The 16,507-nt window shown below is 43.7% G+C and carries 14 protein-coding genes; 7 read left to right on the forward strand and 7 right to left on the reverse strand.

Annotated elements, in window-relative coordinates; all coding sequences use genetic code 11:
- Nucleotides 1–173: 173 nt before the first annotated feature.
- The 5 genes from KL866_RS06075 to KL866_RS06095 all read left to right on the forward strand — a co-directional run bounded on the left by KL866_RS06075 (nt 174) and on the right by KL866_RS06095 (nt 5,335).
- Nucleotides 174–584: a hypothetical protein gene (locus KL866_RS06075; protein WP_025255482.1), complete on the forward strand. Its 411-nt coding sequence runs from the start codon at nt 174–176 to the stop codon at nt 582–584.
- A 236-nt stretch (nt 585–820) separates the two neighbouring features.
- Nucleotides 821–1,414, forward strand: a complete 594-nt coding sequence (locus KL866_RS06080) for a YchJ family protein (RefSeq protein WP_025255483.1) — start codon at nt 821–823, stop codon at nt 1,412–1,414.
- A 649-nt stretch (nt 1,415–2,063) separates the two neighbouring features.
- On the forward strand, nt 2,064–2,756 hold the full coding sequence (locus KL866_RS20200) for a GGDEF domain-containing protein (protein ID WP_251139874.1): 693 nt from the start codon (nt 2,064–2,066) through the stop codon (nt 2,754–2,756).
- 710 nt (nt 2,757–3,466) lie between these two features.
- The gene (locus KL866_RS06090; protein ID WP_025255485.1) at nt 3,467–4,195 is read left to right on the forward strand and encodes an SDR family oxidoreductase; all 729 of its coding nucleotides are present in this window, start codon (nt 3,467–3,469) and stop codon (nt 4,193–4,195) included.
- Between the two features lie 375 nt (nt 4,196–4,570).
- The gene (locus KL866_RS06095) at nt 4,571–5,335 is read left to right on the forward strand and encodes a DUF6174 domain-containing protein (protein WP_214994018.1); all 765 of its coding nucleotides are present in this window, start codon (nt 4,571–4,573) and stop codon (nt 5,333–5,335) included.
- Between the two features lie 151 nt (nt 5,336–5,486).
- Here KL866_RS06095 and KL866_RS06100 read toward each other — a convergent pair whose 3' ends face one another.
- From KL866_RS06100 to KL866_RS06115, 4 genes are all read right to left on the reverse strand, one after another.
- Complete coding sequence (locus tag KL866_RS06100) at nt 5,487–6,461, reverse strand: NADPH:quinone oxidoreductase family protein (protein ID WP_025255487.1); 975 nt, start codon at nt 6,459–6,461, stop codon at nt 5,487–5,489.
- 72 nt (nt 6,462–6,533) lie between these two features.
- Nucleotides 6,534–7,592 (reverse strand): phosphotransferase family protein, encoded by a 1,059-nt coding sequence (locus tag KL866_RS06105; protein WP_214994019.1) that lies wholly within the window; start codon nt 7,590–7,592, stop codon nt 6,534–6,536.
- Between the two features lie 9 nt (nt 7,593–7,601).
- Nucleotides 7,602–8,831 (reverse strand): acyl-CoA dehydrogenase family protein, encoded by a 1,230-nt coding sequence (locus KL866_RS06110; protein ID WP_025255489.1) that lies wholly within the window; start codon nt 8,829–8,831, stop codon nt 7,602–7,604.
- Between the two features lie 11 nt (nt 8,832–8,842).
- A complete protein-coding gene (locus KL866_RS06115) occupies nt 8,843–9,529 on the reverse strand; it encodes a histidine phosphatase family protein (RefSeq protein ID WP_214994021.1) in 687 nt (228 codons plus the stop codon).
- A gap of 337 nt (nt 9,530–9,866) precedes the next feature.
- Between KL866_RS06115 and KL866_RS06120 the strand changes: the two genes are divergently transcribed.
- Nucleotides 9,867–12,470 (forward strand): TonB-dependent receptor, encoded by a 2,604-nt coding sequence (locus KL866_RS06120; RefSeq protein ID WP_214994023.1) that lies wholly within the window; start codon nt 9,867–9,869, stop codon nt 12,468–12,470.
- On the opposite strand, the gene KL866_RS06125 is transcribed toward KL866_RS06120, so the two are convergent.
- The 3 genes from KL866_RS06125 to KL866_RS06135 form a co-directional block, all read right to left on the reverse strand.
- Entirely contained in the window at nt 12,467–13,459 is a 993-nt protein-coding gene (locus KL866_RS06125; protein WP_025255492.1) for an XdhC family protein, read from the reverse strand. The genes KL866_RS06120 and KL866_RS06125 overlap by 4 nt on opposite strands.
- Nucleotides 13,460–13,485: 26 nt before the next feature.
- A complete protein-coding gene (locus tag KL866_RS06130) occupies nt 13,486–14,154 on the reverse strand; it encodes a DsbA family oxidoreductase (protein ID WP_214994025.1) in 669 nt (222 codons plus the stop codon).
- Nucleotides 14,155–14,260: 106 nt separating this feature from the next.
- On the reverse strand, nt 14,261–14,971 hold the full coding sequence (locus KL866_RS06135; protein ID WP_311236125.1) for an SGNH/GDSL hydrolase family protein: 711 nt from the start codon (nt 14,969–14,971) through the stop codon (nt 14,261–14,263).
- Between the two features lie 158 nt (nt 14,972–15,129).
- Here KL866_RS06135 and hemN point away from each other — a divergent pair, with 158 nt between their 5' ends.
- The gene (gene hemN / locus KL866_RS06140) at nt 15,130–16,506 is read left to right on the forward strand and encodes an oxygen-independent coproporphyrinogen III oxidase (RefSeq protein ID WP_214994027.1); all 1,377 of its coding nucleotides are present in this window, start codon (nt 15,130–15,132) and stop codon (nt 16,504–16,506) included.
- Nucleotide 16,507 lies beyond the last annotated feature (1 nt).

A 16,507-nucleotide genomic window follows, 5' to 3' on the forward strand; every position in this document is an offset into this window, starting at 1 on the left:
TTACTAAAAAACTGCCAAGCTGCGCAAAAAAAGCACAACTAAATACTTGCCAAAGGCCTCTTTTACGAATACTGTATACCCATACATACTGTATAAGTAATCAGTATTTATAAATACTGGTCTTCCAGAAGCTTCTATTTGAACTTCAGAGCAAATACATAAAGGGTTTTACTATGAACACATCTTCAGTTTCACGATTCAATGCTTTGCGCGCTTCGGTTTCAAATGTTGTTCAACTGCCGCTACCGATAGAAGGTTTCCCCAGCGAAAAACAAAGCAGTGGAAAAGGAAAAAACGATAAAGGTTGGAATTATTTAATTTCAAATACGGTGTCTTTTTCTAAAACTGTTGACCACGCTATTCGTATTCAAAAGCCTGAAAAAGAGAAAATGCCAGAATGGATCAGTAAGCTTATTACAGGCGGTCAGTGTAAAACACTTTATGTTGAAAACATTGATTTAGACTTGCAGCCAACGGACAGTGAGATGATTAGAAAGCTATGTGAACTTTACTCAGTCAGCTTGGTGAATGTGCGCGTTAACAGCATTAATGACGAGCAAAACGTTGCATTAGGCCCTTGGTAATATGTCGCCTCTTTATGCATATATCCTGCTTTTGCCGAAATAGAGACTCATAAGCAAAGTTTAAACATTTATATTCATACTTTCTTTGGCGTGAGTTCTTTGGCATGAGCTTTCTGACATAATTATCTACGGAATCATTGAATACCGGCAACATTTACGTTTAAAAAAGTTGGGGCTAACGCCACTTATACTTATACTGTAGCGCTTTGTTATACGCTTAAACTGCGAGTTGTCTTATGCGCTGTTACTGTTGCTCATCAAAACCCTTCAAGGAATGCTGCGAACCTTTTATTACGGGCGTTAAACACCCTAATTCTGCTGAGCAACTTATGCGCTCACGGTTTTCAGCCTACGCTACAGCGAATTATCGATACATTCTGGAAACCTACACCAAAGCAAAGCAGCAAGATCTTTCTGTAGAAGATTTGGCTCAAAGTGCGCAAGGCGCGACATGGTTTGCACTTAGGGTTCACCCTACTTTTACTGGAAGCTTAGAAGATAGCTTTGTAGATTACTCGGTAGATAGTCCGAAAAAAAGCTCAACTAACGCTAATGCTAACATTGAACTTGGGACCGACGTTGACTCAAGTTCCAAGCCCGACTTCAAAGCAAATGCAGCAGTTGTTGAATTCACTGCTTACTACTTTGAAAGTAAAAGCATGCATCAGCTTCACGAAACGTCAAATTTTAATATTGAAGACGGAAAGTGGCGTTATCACGACGGTGTGCTACACGACGACTGCGGCAAAATTAAGTACGGAAGAAACCTCCCATGCGTTTGCGGTAGCAACAAAAAATTCAAACAGTGCTGCGGTCTTAAAAATCGTTAGTATTTTAGAACCTTGAAAAAGTTACAACATAGAAGTTAATGCTCTACACTTATTAGTAACGTGATGTGAAGCAGTAAGGGAAAAAAATAATATGGTTCACACATTGTCGCTGCCGCTTTTTGTGACATCTAGCATCTGCTTACTGATGAGCTTTTTCTTCGCTTTGCTCTATTATCGATTAACTTTTCACCACCAAGAGTCCGTTAAATACTATTCGCTGTTTGCACTGTCGGCTTTAATAAGTGCGATCTTCTTTGGTGCTTTTGCAGTGTTGGTGAATTCAGGTGAGAATCTTTTTGCTCTTAGTATTTCGAATAGGCTTACCATCATTGGCGCTATGTTTACCCTCGTCACAAGTCTTCATTTCTACCTTGCTTTCTATAAGTACAAAGCCCCGTATTTATTGAAATGGTGTTATGTCGTTTGCGGAATATTTTCCCTTTTAACTGCAATACCTAGCCCATATTTCTTAGACAATGCGTTTTATGCTACGTCTAGGTACTATACTGGGCTCAAGTATGGGCTACTTTTCGAAGTTTGGGGGATTTGGATCTTAATGTTGGGGTCGTATTGCATATATATACTCTTTCGAGTTTATGCCCGCCAGCGCTCACAACTTGAAAATAGTAGACCTATACTACTGCTGCTTTTGGCTAACACCTTATGGCTTATTACAGGCATTAGCGATACGTTAACCGGTGTCGAGATTATCGACCTTCCACCGATCACATGGCTGGGCTCTTTTGTAGTTACCAGCACCATCGCATGGGTTCTAGTGCTTCACATTGATGGACTTTATAAGGAAAGACGTACTCTCAACAATCAATTGATGTACGATCATTTAACTCAGGCGTTCTCTCGTAGCTTTATGGAAGTAAAGCTCAATGAAGCTATTGTTCAGATTAAAGATAGCACTAAAAATCGATTAGCCGTATGCATATTCGATGTTGATAACTTTAAGAATATCAATGATAACTACGGTCATTACAGTGGTGATGTGTTACTAAAGAACATTACTCAAATTGTAAAAAAACACCTCTGTCCAAGTGATTGTGTGGGGCGTTTAGGGGGTGATGAGTTTGTAATCTTATTTTCTGATAACCATTCTTCGCATAATGCTGATGATATTGTGGAGCGAATTTGCCAAGAAATAGCCTCCACAACTTTTAAGGTAAAAGATCACGTATTTAGTACCACGTGCTCATTCGGGATAGTAAACGTATTAGCTGAAATTAAACTCACAGATGACCCAGCTCACGACATTTTATCTATTGCAGACGAAGCGCTATACGCTGCGAAATTTAAAGGCAAAAACGCTTTGAAAAGCATTAACTACCAGTAATCTTATACGCGTTTACAATGTGAAGGTTTAAGCAGCTTTCAACTTTACAGTTCAACCACCAAGTAACGAATATGGCTGTTCACAGCCTATGGCATAAAAAACTGCCCAATGTATGTAAAATAATGAATGCCATTAATTTTGACCGTTTTTGCTTCATTCGGTAATTGGCTGTAGAAGAGGCCTGGCACATGTTGATAATAGCGATACAGCGCCCCCTGATAAAAAATGACATGCGCTTATTTTGGGATGTCTTGGTGTCTATACCCCCGTCCTTAACTAGGTTTAGTTAGCACATTTGTGATCAGTGCCCCGATTCCAATACCAGCAGCTACCTCAACAACAGCACCGCTGCTATGTCCACCAACCCTGCCATGGTCTTTGGCACCTCCGGTAGAATGCGTACAGGCTGTGATAAACGATGCAGATAAAATGCATACATTGCATTAATTTTAATTTCATAGTGAAGTCCTGTAAGAATTCAATTGAACCATTGAGAAGCACTGTCTCTAACTCTTTCTATTGGATTGGATTCGATTTCATTTGGTTAAAAAAATTCGTCAACTACACATCAAGCAATGTGTAAGTTGAGTAAGCCTAACAACCTTAGATCTAGTGAATAAATGTCTAACCTTGTTTAACTCACTAAGTGATCCTTTGCTTCTATTTTTGGGAAAGAAACTACAACTGTAACTAAATGGAGGTTATACATTATGGATTTACAAGGTAAGACAGCCCTTATTACTGGTGCAAACCGCGGTATTGGCGAGGCCACCGTAGACGCTCTTTTCGATAAAGGCGTAAACAAAATTTATCTAGCTGTACGCGATACTGAATCAACTACTCACCTACACGATAAATACGCAGATAAAGTTGAAACTCTGCAAGTTGACGTAACTGATAAGGCATCTGTCCAAGCTCTTGCTGAAAAAGCTACAGATACAAATATCGTTATCAATAACGCAGGTATCATGAAACATGAATCGCCGCTAAGCGAAAACGCTGAGAAGGCACTTCGTAGTGAATTCGAAGTTAACGTTTTTGGGCTAATTCACGTTGCACAAGCATTCGAAACGATATTAGTTAAAAACAAGGGTGCTATTGTTCAATTAAATTCAATCGCATCAGTTAAAACTTTTGGCGACATATCAACGTACTGCGCATCAAAAGCGGCTACATACTCGTTGACTCAAGGGTTACGGGAAAAGCTATCTGAAAAAGGGGTATCTGTCATAAGTATCCACCCCGGACCTATCGGTACTGACATGGGTAAAAATGCAGGCTTCGATGATGCTCCCGGCCCTGAAGTAGTAGCGAACGCAATAGCAGAGGCGCTAGAGAGTGAAGATTTTCATACATTCCCTGATGATACAGCCAAACAGATTGGCGACGCATACGCGAGTTTCGCGGAAAATGTCATTTTAGGTGACATGTCTCTGTAATATCTAAAAAAGAGCGCCCCCGTTCACGGGGCGTTGTTTCTATATTCTTTTAAGCACCTTCCAATCTTAGGTCATTCTTATTCCTATTCCACCAGAGCTATCTTAAAGCTGTAGATTGCAAAACAACTCAGTGGCACAAATTCTATGTACCTAGAAGAAGCGTCTGTATGTGGCTTATGGAATAATTCAGCATTAAAACGTTCCCAAGTAACGCTGTTTACTTTTGCATCAATAGTATTAGTATAAATCGTAGAGCGGTTTTGTATTACGTTAAGTGCAAAACCGCTTTCTATCTTTATTCACCACAAGGTGCCTGCGATATCGGTTCTTGTGGCTATTATGGCTAATTTTGGAAAATGGAACACAAGGAATGTTATGATTAATATTTTACGTATTGCTGCGACTATTTCTGCTGCTGCGCTACTTGTAGGCTGTGGCGGCAGCGATTCAAATGATGTGCTTGATGACCTTAACGCTAACCGAGCAAAGTGGGAAAACACGAACATCGATAATTATCAGTTTGAATATCAAGTATCATGTTTCTGCACCGAAGAAACCACACTACCTCGCTTAGTACTAGTAGAAGGTAGTCAGGTCACTTATCAAACGATTATTGAAGGCAATATTGCCCTACCGCTCGACGAAGTCTATACAGAAAGCATTGATAGCTTGTTTCAACTTATTGCATTAGAAGAAAGCCGTGCGGAAACGCTTTCGGTTAAATATGATTCTGAACTCGGCTACCCGACCGAAATCAAGGTCGATGTTAACGAGCAGACAGCCGACGACGAATATACCCTGACAATTAGCAACCTTGTTGCCGCAGGCGATGTGGCTTGTACAGCAACAGTTGAAGATGGCCTGTTACTTTCGGTAACAGATCAAACAACACAAATGCCGATTGCATGTGGCGTTACGGCTACTGTAATGGAAGAGGCGTATTCTGAAACTGTTATGGTCGATGATACAGATTGTGCAGATGACAGTTTAATAGCAATGTTGAACGAACGCCCTGGCTTTTACACCCTCACAGTACAGAAACAGGGTTATCAAGACTATCAGGTAGAGAATGTTGGCATTGGTAAAGACTTGTGCCATGTACTAACCAGAGAATTCGACGTAGAGTTAATTCCAGAATAACCATTGCGCACTAATTTAATCAAAAAAGCCTGAGTTCGATACAATTTCGAAATCAGGCTTTAGTTGCCGCTTAGCAATGAACCCAGATTATTAGGGTCATTTTCAGTTCCGGCTTTTCATGTTAGTTTACCTTTTAATCGTGCCTGCAGCGTTAAGGCACAAGGACCATTTTACCTTTCACCTCTCGGTTCATAACCTTAGCCATGGCTTTAGTAGCCTGCTCTAACGGCAGAGCTTCATCTACGACTACTTTCACCTTGCCTTGCACATACCAAGTTAGAAGTTCTTGCATGTTTTCAGCGAACCCCTTTGGATCGTGCTGAGTGAATGAGCCCCAGAATACACCCATAACGGCGTACCCTTTCACTAGGGCAAGATTAACTGGGAATTTAGGAATCTCACCACCGGCAAAACCAACCACAAGTAAACGCCCTTCCCACGCCATGCTGCGACTACAAGCGTGGAAGGTATCACCGCCAACGCACTCATAGACCACATCAGCGCCCTTCCCGCCAGTCACTTCTTTCAGCGTTTCTTTTAGGTCTTTTTCTTTGTAGTTAATTAAAACATCAGCGCCGTACTCTTTGGCGAGGGCCAGCTTTTCTTCAGTTGAACAAACGGCAATAACTTTGGCACCCATTATTTTGCCTATTTGCACAGCTGCTAAGCCAGTACCACCAGCAGCACCGGTTACAACCAACGTTTCGCCGGGCTGCAGCTTTGCCCGTTGTTTCAAAGCGTGATGGGCTGTTGCATGGGCAGTTACAAGCGCAGCTCCTTCATTTACATGAATAGGATCGGGCAAAGGCATTACATGAGTTGCTGGAATTAAGGCTTTTTCTGCATAGCCACCTAAGTTAGACAACGCGATAACGCGCTGCCCTTCTTTTAGGTGGCTTACGCCCTCACCTACTTCGCTTATAGTACCCGCCACTTCGTTACCTGGCACAAAGGGGAAGTCTGGCTGCATTTGGTAAAGACCTTGTACCAACAGCCCATCTGGAAAATTAACACCAGCGGCTTCGACATTAACCACCACATGGCCTTTCTTAACCGCAGGGTCTGCTACATTTTTTAACTGAAGGTCACTAAGAGGACCAAACGCTTCACATACAATTGCTTTCATACTGTCTCCAGTTTTTGTTCGACCTGTGAGCTATTTAACGCCAATACAAATCGCAGAATAAGTTATGGTTTTCTATTCGCTTTGATGAATAGTTTGATTTGCAATCTGCGCAAGTGGTCGCACCATTGCGCCCAACTGCATAGCTTTCTCACTTGATGCATTACCGTCGTGCGCGCGCTTCACTACACCTTGTAAAATAGCGGCTAAACGGAAAAAGCTAAACGCCAGATAGAATGTCCAGTTATCAATAGACACAATGCCTCTGCGCTTGCAGTAAGCGTCTATGTACTCTTTTTCTGAAGGTATACCTAACTGCTTTCTATCAAGCCCACCCATTCCAGCAGCATGTGCTATGTCAGAAGGAAGGCGCAGCTGCATACACTGGTATGCCAAGTCGGCATAGGGATGACCCAGAGTTGAAAGCTCCCAGTCTAAAACCGCGACAACCTGCGGGTTATCGGTATTAGACATATCAAACATCATATTGTCTAAGCGAAAATCGCCGTGAACTAATGACACTTGGCCATCGTCCTCAGGCAAATTTGTTTCAAGATAATGAATGAGACTTTCAATTTCTTCAATATGCTCAAGTTCAGATGCTCGATACTGCTTTGTCCACCTACTTAATTGACGCTCGAAGTAGCTGCCAAGCTTGCCGTAATCGCTCAAGCCAGCACCTTCAATATTGAGACTGTGAAGCGCGGCAAGAACTCGATTCATTTCATCGTACATAGCCCCGCGTGTAGCAGAAGTTTCAATTTCTGGTAACGCGCTGTTCCAATAAATCTCCCCTTCTACAAACGCCATAATGTAGAACATACTGCCGATAATGCTGGTATCTTCACATAAATGGTACGCTTTAGGCACAGGCACTTCTGAGCTTTGTAAGGCGTTAATAACGCGGAACTCTCTGTCTACCGCATGCGCCGATTTCAGTAATTTACCCGGCGGTTGACGACGTAGTACATAAACGCCGTTGTCCGTGGTTAGCTTAAACGTAGGGTTCGATTGTCCGCCCGCAAATTTATCAGCGCTTTCAACGTGCCCAACATTCGGGCACGCAGTAGATAAATATTCATTCAGCACCGCTAAGTCTATAGCATGTGGGGCATTAGCTTTGTCGTTTGACACACTTGCTCCTTATGCGTTTTTTTCGGCAATCAAATTACGACCGAGTTGCATCATATGAACTTCATCTGGGCCATCTGCCAGCTTTATCGTGCGCGCATACGCATACATTGCAGATAGCACAAAATCTTGACTGGTTCCCGCAGCACCATGCATTTGAATGGCTTGGTCTATCACTTTACATGCCATTGTAGGCGCTACAATTTTGATAGCCGCAATTATGTCTCTAGATACCTTATTGCCATAGCGATCCATTTTGTCTGCCGCTTTTAATGTAAGCAAACGTGCCTGTTCAATATCGCAGTGCATTTGGGCAATATTTTCTCTTATCGACTGCTGCTTTGATAACGGCTTACCAAAGGCAACTCGCTGTTCAACGCGCTCGCATGCCATGTCCAATGCACGCTGTGCACAGCCGATAAGGCGCATGCAGTGATGAATACGACCTGGCCCTAAGCGACCTTGGGCAATTTCAAAACCACGCCCCTCTCCTAGCAACAAGTTTTCAGCCGGTACGCGTACGTCTTCAAACAAGACTTCCGCGTGCCCTACTGGCTCATCAAAGTAGCCCATAGCAGCCATTGGGCGCACAATGGTTACGCCTTTCGTATCCATGGGCACTAAAATTTGTGACTGTTGCTGGTGACGGGGAGCATCAAAATCAGTTTTACCCATTACCACCATTATCTTGCAGTTTTCGTTCATAGCGCCGCTGGTATACCATTTACGGCCATTTATTACGTACTCGTCACCATCGCGTTTAATCGATGTTTCTATGTTGGTTGCATCGCTCGACGCTACTGCAGGCTCTGTCATTGCAAATGCAGAACGAATCTCTCCGTGTAGAAGAGGTTCTAACCACTGTTTTTTATGCTCTTCGTTACCGTATTTGGCTAACACTTCCATGTTGCCCGTATCTGGAGCGCTACAGTTAAATATTTCAGCACTAAACAATACCCGCCCCATTTCTTCGCAAAGCGGCGCGTATTCTGCGTTAGTTAGTCCTGCGCCGTAAGGCTTATACTCTTCAGGTAAAAACAAGTTCCAAAGCCCTGCTTCTTTAGCACGCTGCTTTAGCGTGTGCATCATTCGCGGCGTTTTCCAACGACCTTCACCGTCTTTGGCTGAGCCATTTTCTACGGCGTGAATATACTCTTTCTCAATCGGATACACTTCTTCTTTCATAAACGCTTTTAGTTTTTCTAAAAGTGCTTGGGTCTTTTCATTATATTCAAAGTTCATAACTGCCCCATTTAGCTGTAGGTAATGGCGTGTAACCTGTCAATCACATCCAGGTGAGGTACGCTGTTGAAGTTATTTAAATGAACACCTCGCGCATTGGCGAAGCATTGCGAAAAACTGGCATTGCGAATTTGTAAGTTCATATTCACAACCGTTGCAGAATCGTAGCCAAGAATGTGTTTAAGCATCATGGCAATGGCGCCACCCGAGCTTACTACCAGCACTCTTTTAGCATCTGTCGTTTTAAGGTGAGTAAGCATGGAGTGAACGCGGTCTTCAAACTGTTTCCACGTTTCGTCTAGCAATTCGTGAGCAAGCTGATCTTCAGACCAGGCTATCATTGCCTTTTTAAGCAATCGGTAATATTCAGAAGGCGATGCCCCTTCCGGTACTTTAGCTTCGGGGAACCTTGTTAGATATGCTTTAGCCACCGCTTGGAAGTTAAATTCATTTAGCGCGCTATTCACAGTTACATCAGGCAATGTGTATTTGTTAGATGCAATTCCTTTCGCAATGCCCTCTTTAGTTTCGTGATGGCGTACCATATCGCCAGAAAATACCGAATCGAACTGAATGTTGCGATGCTTAAAATAATCACCAAGCCAAATCGCTTGCTGCCCACCTAATTCACTAAGTTTGTCATAGTTCGCTTGACCAAAAGACGCTTGACCATGGCGTACTAAGTAGATGTCTGTCATACCGCTGCCTGATGTTATGAATATGTTAACTTTTCAAATCACATACTAAGGAAAACAGCAGTATAAGTTTAATTAATATTTTGAATGAGTATGCATCATGTGAAACTATGCGCCCGCTACTTATGGTTATTTAGTAAACGTGTTGAACAAAACTTGACATAAACGTTTCAATTGCGTGCAATATGATGCCCTTGTTTGTTTACAAACTAGGTTAGCAAGACGCCTTTTTGGAGTAGAGGCGGATAATATAGTAAGGGACTGCGCGCACACGGACGCGACCTTGTCGTGATAAGTTTGGCAAGAGGCGCTTAGCTTCTTAACTATAAAAAGAACCAAAATGAAGTCACTTACATACGCCTTGCCCTGCCTTTCTGCAAATTTAAGAGCAACAATAAACCCTATCACTTATTGCATTTTAACTACGCTTGTATTTTCTGTTAGCGCCCAAGCTAGCACCGACGATGGCGCACAAGTACAAGCTGCGAACAAAACACTTGAACGCATAATAGTTCAGGCACAAAAGACATCACAAAACCTTCAGGAGGTTCCCGTTGCTGTTACTGCGCTAAGTAGTCAAGACATAGTAGAAACCGTTAGTCGGGATATGTTTGATTTGCAAAACTACGTACCGGCTTTTGGTGCGTTTCAAAATCAAAGTGTGACTAATTCAGGCTTTTCTATTCGGGGTATCGGAACGTCTTCTCAAAATTTTGGCTTCGAGTCATCGGTAGGTCTGTATGTTGACGGTGTTTACCGCTCTAGACAGAATGCACTAATTAGCGATCTAGTCGATATTGAATCTATTGAAGTGTTACGTGGGCCACAAGGTACCTTATTTGGTAAGAATACCGCCGCTGGCGCGATGACACTAACTACTGTGGCACCGTCACATAACGAACGCGACGGTTTCGCTGAGGCTATAATTGGCAATGACGACTTAGTTCGCTTGAGTGCAGGGTCGTCGTTTTCACTTATCGACGATATCCTTGCCATGCGAGTCTCTGGCTTTAGCTCCCATGGCGATGGCTTTATTACCGAGGAGAACAATAGCCGAACTCTGAACAACCGAAATCGCTCTGCAGTAAAAGCACAGCTGCTTTACACCCCAACGACTGATATTAGCGTACGGCTTATTGCAGATTATGGCGAGCTAGACGAGAGATGCTGCGGCGCATTAACATTTCAAAATAATATTCAGGCCAATGACATAGCGGGAAAGTTCGGCACTGATGCACTGCTGCTTCAACCGCCATTCAACGCCACCATCTACGGGCGCGAAGACTTTTATAATTATAAGACATCCTTGTCGCAGACTCCCCTATCTAAAATGGAAGATAAGGGATTGTCGGTACAAGTAGACCTAGCATTAAATAACGCATGGAATTTTGTAAGTATTAGCGCATATCGTGCGTTTGATAGCTTAGATACTGTTGATACAGACTTTTCTGATGCCAACCTGCTTACTGCGACAAACGATGCCAGACAGCAATCATTCTCTCAAGAAGTCAGGCTGCATTACAGCAGTGATGATATACGCGGCCTAATAGGCGCTTATTACTACAGCCAAAACTTAGACTTAACCTTCGATACCACTACGCAAGATGATTTTAGCGTATTTTTTAATGCCGCCGCGCCTGACCTACTGCCGCTAGCTAGCGCTATCAACGAGTTTTCTGCAGTTACATCCGGTTTTATTGCGCCTGCTGCAGCGCCAGCCCCGTCTGGTACCGCTTTTGTACACACAGCAAATCAAGAACAAGACAGCATTGCTGTATTTTCTCAGTTCGATTGGCTGTTAAACCGCAATTTTACGCTAACCACAGGCTTACGCTACACCCGCGAAGAAAAATCGATTGACGGAGCCTATGACGAACAAGGCCCCGGCATTGATGGGCTAAGTCAAAACCCCGCGCAATGGCCTAATATCGGACTTGCAGTACAAGGTTTACAAGACATCGCTGCAGCTTTGACAAATGGCCAAGCGCCCTCAGTTGAATCTCTGAGCGCCATCGCGCCATTTCAGCAAGCAGGCTGGGGATATTTTTTCTTAGGCTCAGCTGCGGTTATGCCACGCCCTGAATTAAACGAACAGCTTGATGACTCCCAGCTGACAGGCACAGTAAAACTGGCTTATCACCCCACCGACAACACGTTAACCTACGCCAGCTTAGCCACTGGTTACAAAGCAGGCGGTACGAATACAGACAGGATATTCCCTTCACTTAGCCCGCTGTTTGACGCTGAAAAATCACGAAGTGCTGAAATAGGCATCAAACACGATTTTGAAGAACACGGCATTCGGGTAAATGCGGCCGCGCACTACACGCAAATTAGCGATTTTCAGGCGACAACCTTTACCGGAACAGGTTTCAACTTGCAGAATGCGGGCGATATCATAGTGAAAGGGGTAGAATTTGAAGCCACGTGGTTGGTGACAGAAAATACCGAATTACATGCCATTGCATCGCGCACACTAGCGAACTTTGATGAGTTTAAACGCGGTACCTGTTGGGTAGCGTACACGTGGCATACAGGTATCGATGACCCGGGCCGTATAAACCCTAGCGACCCATTTTGTGCAAGAGACGGTGATCGCGTTGGCTTCGAACCACAGAATTCATTGTCACTCATGCTGAATCACTACTTTGAACTTGGCAATTACCCTGCCTCTGCAAGCATTGATTACCAATACACGGGGGACGTGTTTCTAGACGATGCCAACGACCCGTATAAATACTCAGATGACTTTTCATTGTTTAACATTCGCGTAAGTTTCACTATTCCACAATGGGATAGTGAAATCATTGCATGGTCGCGCAACGTATTCGACGAAGAGTACGTTGCGCGAAGCGGTTTTGATGTGCCGGTACAAACCGGAAAGATCATGGCGTATCCGGGTGCACCTAGAAGCTTTGGCGTTACTTTCAGAAAGTCTTTCTAACGATTCAAATGCGTAGGTTTTGTATGAAACATAGCGTGACACTGTGCAATAACAGACAGTGCAATATGCTCAGGTAGTTCACCACCGATGTCAAAGCCAGCAGGGCTCGCGAAATACTGCGTAAAGTCGGTATTGCTAAGCCCTGCTAAATCCATAATTTCTTGCTTGCGGTGCAGCGGCCCAAGCATTGCCGTATAGGTTAACGACTGCTTACTTAGCACCTGCAGCGCTTTTGCATCTATTTCGCGGTGATGAGACATAAGCACCGCCGCTTGAATGTTATGTTCGGCCATGTGAAGGCTTAAGCCTTCAGTAGACGGGTCTTCAATTAAGTAATTTACTTCGGGAAAGTGCTCAAGCCTTGCTTGTGCAGGCCTTGGGTCCCAAAGACTCACCAAATAGCCTTGCAAACTAGCAAGTTTTGTCATAAAGGTAGCGTCGTAACCGCCTCCAACAACAAGAAGGTGAATAGGCGGCAACATCAAAACCGACAATGTGAGCTTGCCATTAATAGTATCTAGTACGGCCTTTCTAGGTATAGCAGTATGGTCTTCCAATTCAGTGCAGCCACCCAAAGTACCGTCTACAGCGCTACGCCACTCACATGCTTTTCCGTTTGATAAGGTTTTGCTGATCACATCCAAAGATAGGTACTGATTGCTTTCATTGACTGGCACGAGTGCCAGATGCACTACACCACCGCATCCAACACCTAGCTTGAAAGCAATATCTTCTTCATCTTCATCGTCATAAACCGTAGTGCGGCTAACACCGTCAGTCATTACACGCTGTGCTTTTTTAACGATGTCGCTTTCTAGGCAGCCGCCGCTTAAAATGCCAAGCTGGTGCCCGGCGTCACTAAACAGCATCATGGCGCCGGCCTTGCGGTAGCATGAGCCTTCTGTTTTAAAAATAAACCCTAGCACCCATTTGTGCTTGTTTTTAAGTGGAAGCCACTGCGCGAGCAAATGGTTAACGTGATTACTCATAACTACCTTAAACCCGTCTAACCCGCTTATTGCTGTGATGCCGCTTGGGAAATAAATGCAGCCAATGTAGCTGGCTCTTGCGCCCCTGCGACTCCCTGATTACCGATAACAAAAGTAGGTACGCTTTGAATGCCACGCTGCATCCAAATTGCTTCTTCCTCGCGCACAACTTGCGCGTATTTTTCATTTTTAATTACTGCTTCAGCTTCGGTTTTATCAAGGCCTACGGCCTCGGCCAACTCTACTAGAACACCCAGATCATTCACGTCTTTACCATCAGTGAAGTAGGCGTTAAACAAGCTGAGTTTCATTTCTTCTTCAAGGCTGTTTTCTGCTGCGAAGTGAATAAGTTGATGAGCCTTGAAAGTATTCTGCATACGGGAGTCGTCAGTGAAATTAAATGCAAAACCTAACTCTTGACCTGCTTGTACAAGTCGCTCTCGGTTCTCCACACTTTGCTGCTCGCTAATGCCGTATTTTTCCATAATGTGTTCACGAAGGTTTTGTCCTTCCTGAGGCATATTGGGGTTTAACTCGAATGGGTGGAACTTAATATCCACTTCGATGTTATCAAGGGTTTTAATCGCTTCTTGCAACCGCTGATACCCAACAATACACCAAGGGCACACAACATCAGAAACCATATTAACTGTTACTTTCTGTACACCTTGTGTACCTTTCTCACTAGCTGCCATGATAGGACTCGCTTTATTGAATTCGTGAATTTATAGGGGCTTAGATAAGGTTACAAAAAGAAACTTCAACCCCGTTTAATAATTATTTCGTTGTCGCCGGTCGCTTTTAAAACGTCTTTTTTGCAACGTTTATATCGGCATGGTGAACAGCCGTGAGTTTATCTAAAGCCGAGCGTGCCCAAATTTCGTAGCCCTTACTAGACGGATGAAAGCCATCTTCAGCCATTAATCCGCTTCGCTGAATATCGGCAACAGTACCACCTACGTTAAGCGCGGTAACATACAGTATTTCTGCGTTAGAACATACTGTTACGTATTTGGCCAAGGCTTGGTTCAAAAGTAATGCTCGCCAGCCTAGCAGTGCGCGCAAGGGTTGCGGTAGCGCTGGAAAAAGGTGAATAGGCGGTAGCGCGGTGAACACTATTTTTTCACAGCCAAATTTGTTCGTTAGCAGTGTACTGATGGCGTCAATATTTTGCTGCCACCGCTTTAGTGACACAAATTTAGTAACGTCGTTAACACCAATAGAAATAAGAGCAGACGAGAAGTTTTCGGCGGGGAGTGTGTGCAGAAGACTAAGAACATCATCGCTTTTAAACCCTGTTTTAGCATGCAGCGACACACGTGTTGGCCCATGCTGAGCGAGGCTAGAGTATAATAAACCTGTAAGTGCTCCCATTTGCGTTGTTGCACCAACACCTGCGGCAGCAGAATCGCCGACAACCAATAAATTATTAGTTGGTAACGCCGCACGTTCGGACGACGCGAATATACGCTTTCCACTAGGCTCTGGCAGCACAGCGGTCTTTTTTCTCACCCACAGAGCCTGCACCAAAACAACAGGGAAAAATAAAACAATAACTAGGTTTAATACCAAAACTTTGAAGTAGATCAATTCAAACACCTCTGCAATCACATAAGCTTAAACCTTCAAGCTAAATTCGCGCCTCTAAATACAAGTACAAGTGCAGACATATGACGAACACTATCGCTCCACAACCAAAAACTGTATCGACCATCACCAAATATGCGCTGAATGCTCCACGCTATACCTCTTACCCTACTGCGCTTAAATTTAAACCGTTGCAAACTGACCCACTGCTACAGGCATTAACCATTTCTAAAGCGCCAGCAGTGAGCCTCTACATGCATATCCCGTTTTGCAAAACGCTGTGCTATTACTGCGGCTGCAACAAAATGGTGACGCGTCATAACGAAAAGGCGGACGAATATTTAGACTATATAGAAAAAGAAATATTGTCTAAACGTTATTTAACCGACGGTAAACGGGTGGTCTCACTTCACTTAGGAGGCGGCTCCCCAAGTTTTCTAAGTGAGACTCAACATACCTATTTAATGTATCTGCTTAAGAAACATTTCACGTTCGAGGCAGGAGCTGAGCTATCTATTGAATTAGACCCCAGAAATATCGATAAACACTACCTTCAGAACTTAAGATGTCTTGGCTACACGCGCATTAGCTTCGGCCTTCAAGACACTGACTACAACGTACAAAAAACAATTAATCGCGTGCAAAGCACGTCTCACATTGCAGATTTAGTATTCGAGGCCCGTTCGCTGGATTTTGACTCAGTAAACTTGGATTTAATTTATGGTTTACCGAATCAGTCAGTTGAAACGTTCACATCAACCATCGCCGCCACAAAAGCCATGATGCCAGACCGCATTTCCCTTTTTAGCTATGCGCACCTGCCTGATCGGTTTGCGGCCCAAAGAAAATTCGCTGAACAATCACTGCCAAACAGTGAAGACAAAGCAGCGCTTTACAACCTAGCCGTTAATAGCTTTACAAGCATAGGTTATGAAATGATTGGTCTTGATCATTTTGCCTTGAGCAAAGACTCATTGGCCATTGCGAAAAACCAAGGGGAGCTTCACCGTAACTTTCAAGGATATACCTTGCGTGGTGACGTCGACCTTATCGGATTCGGCGTATCAGCAATTAGCACGGTAGGTAATGCCTTTGCACAGAATGCTAAAGACCTGAAAGAGTACTATAGCCGTTTAGATAATTACCTGCCTAGTGCAAAAGTTGGGCTTTTACTTTCTGTTGACGACCTTATACGCAGGGACGTGATCTCTAGCTTAATGTGTAACTTAGCGGTAGACAAACAGGTGATTGCCAGCAAGCACCACATCATATTCGATGAATACTTTGCTTGTGCTTTAAACAACCTTGAAGAACTAAAAGAAGACGGGCTTGTTGAAATTACATCTAAACATATTCGAGTACCAGAGTCGGCGCGAATCTATATACGTGCAATCTGTGCGCGCTTCGACGCCTATTTGAATAAAAGTGAAACGCTGAGTAGCTACTCCAAAGCCATTTAAA

This window comes from Alteromonas sp. ALT199, assembly GCF_018619335.1.
Lineage (GTDB): Bacteria > Pseudomonadota > Gammaproteobacteria > Enterobacterales > Alteromonadaceae > Alteromonas.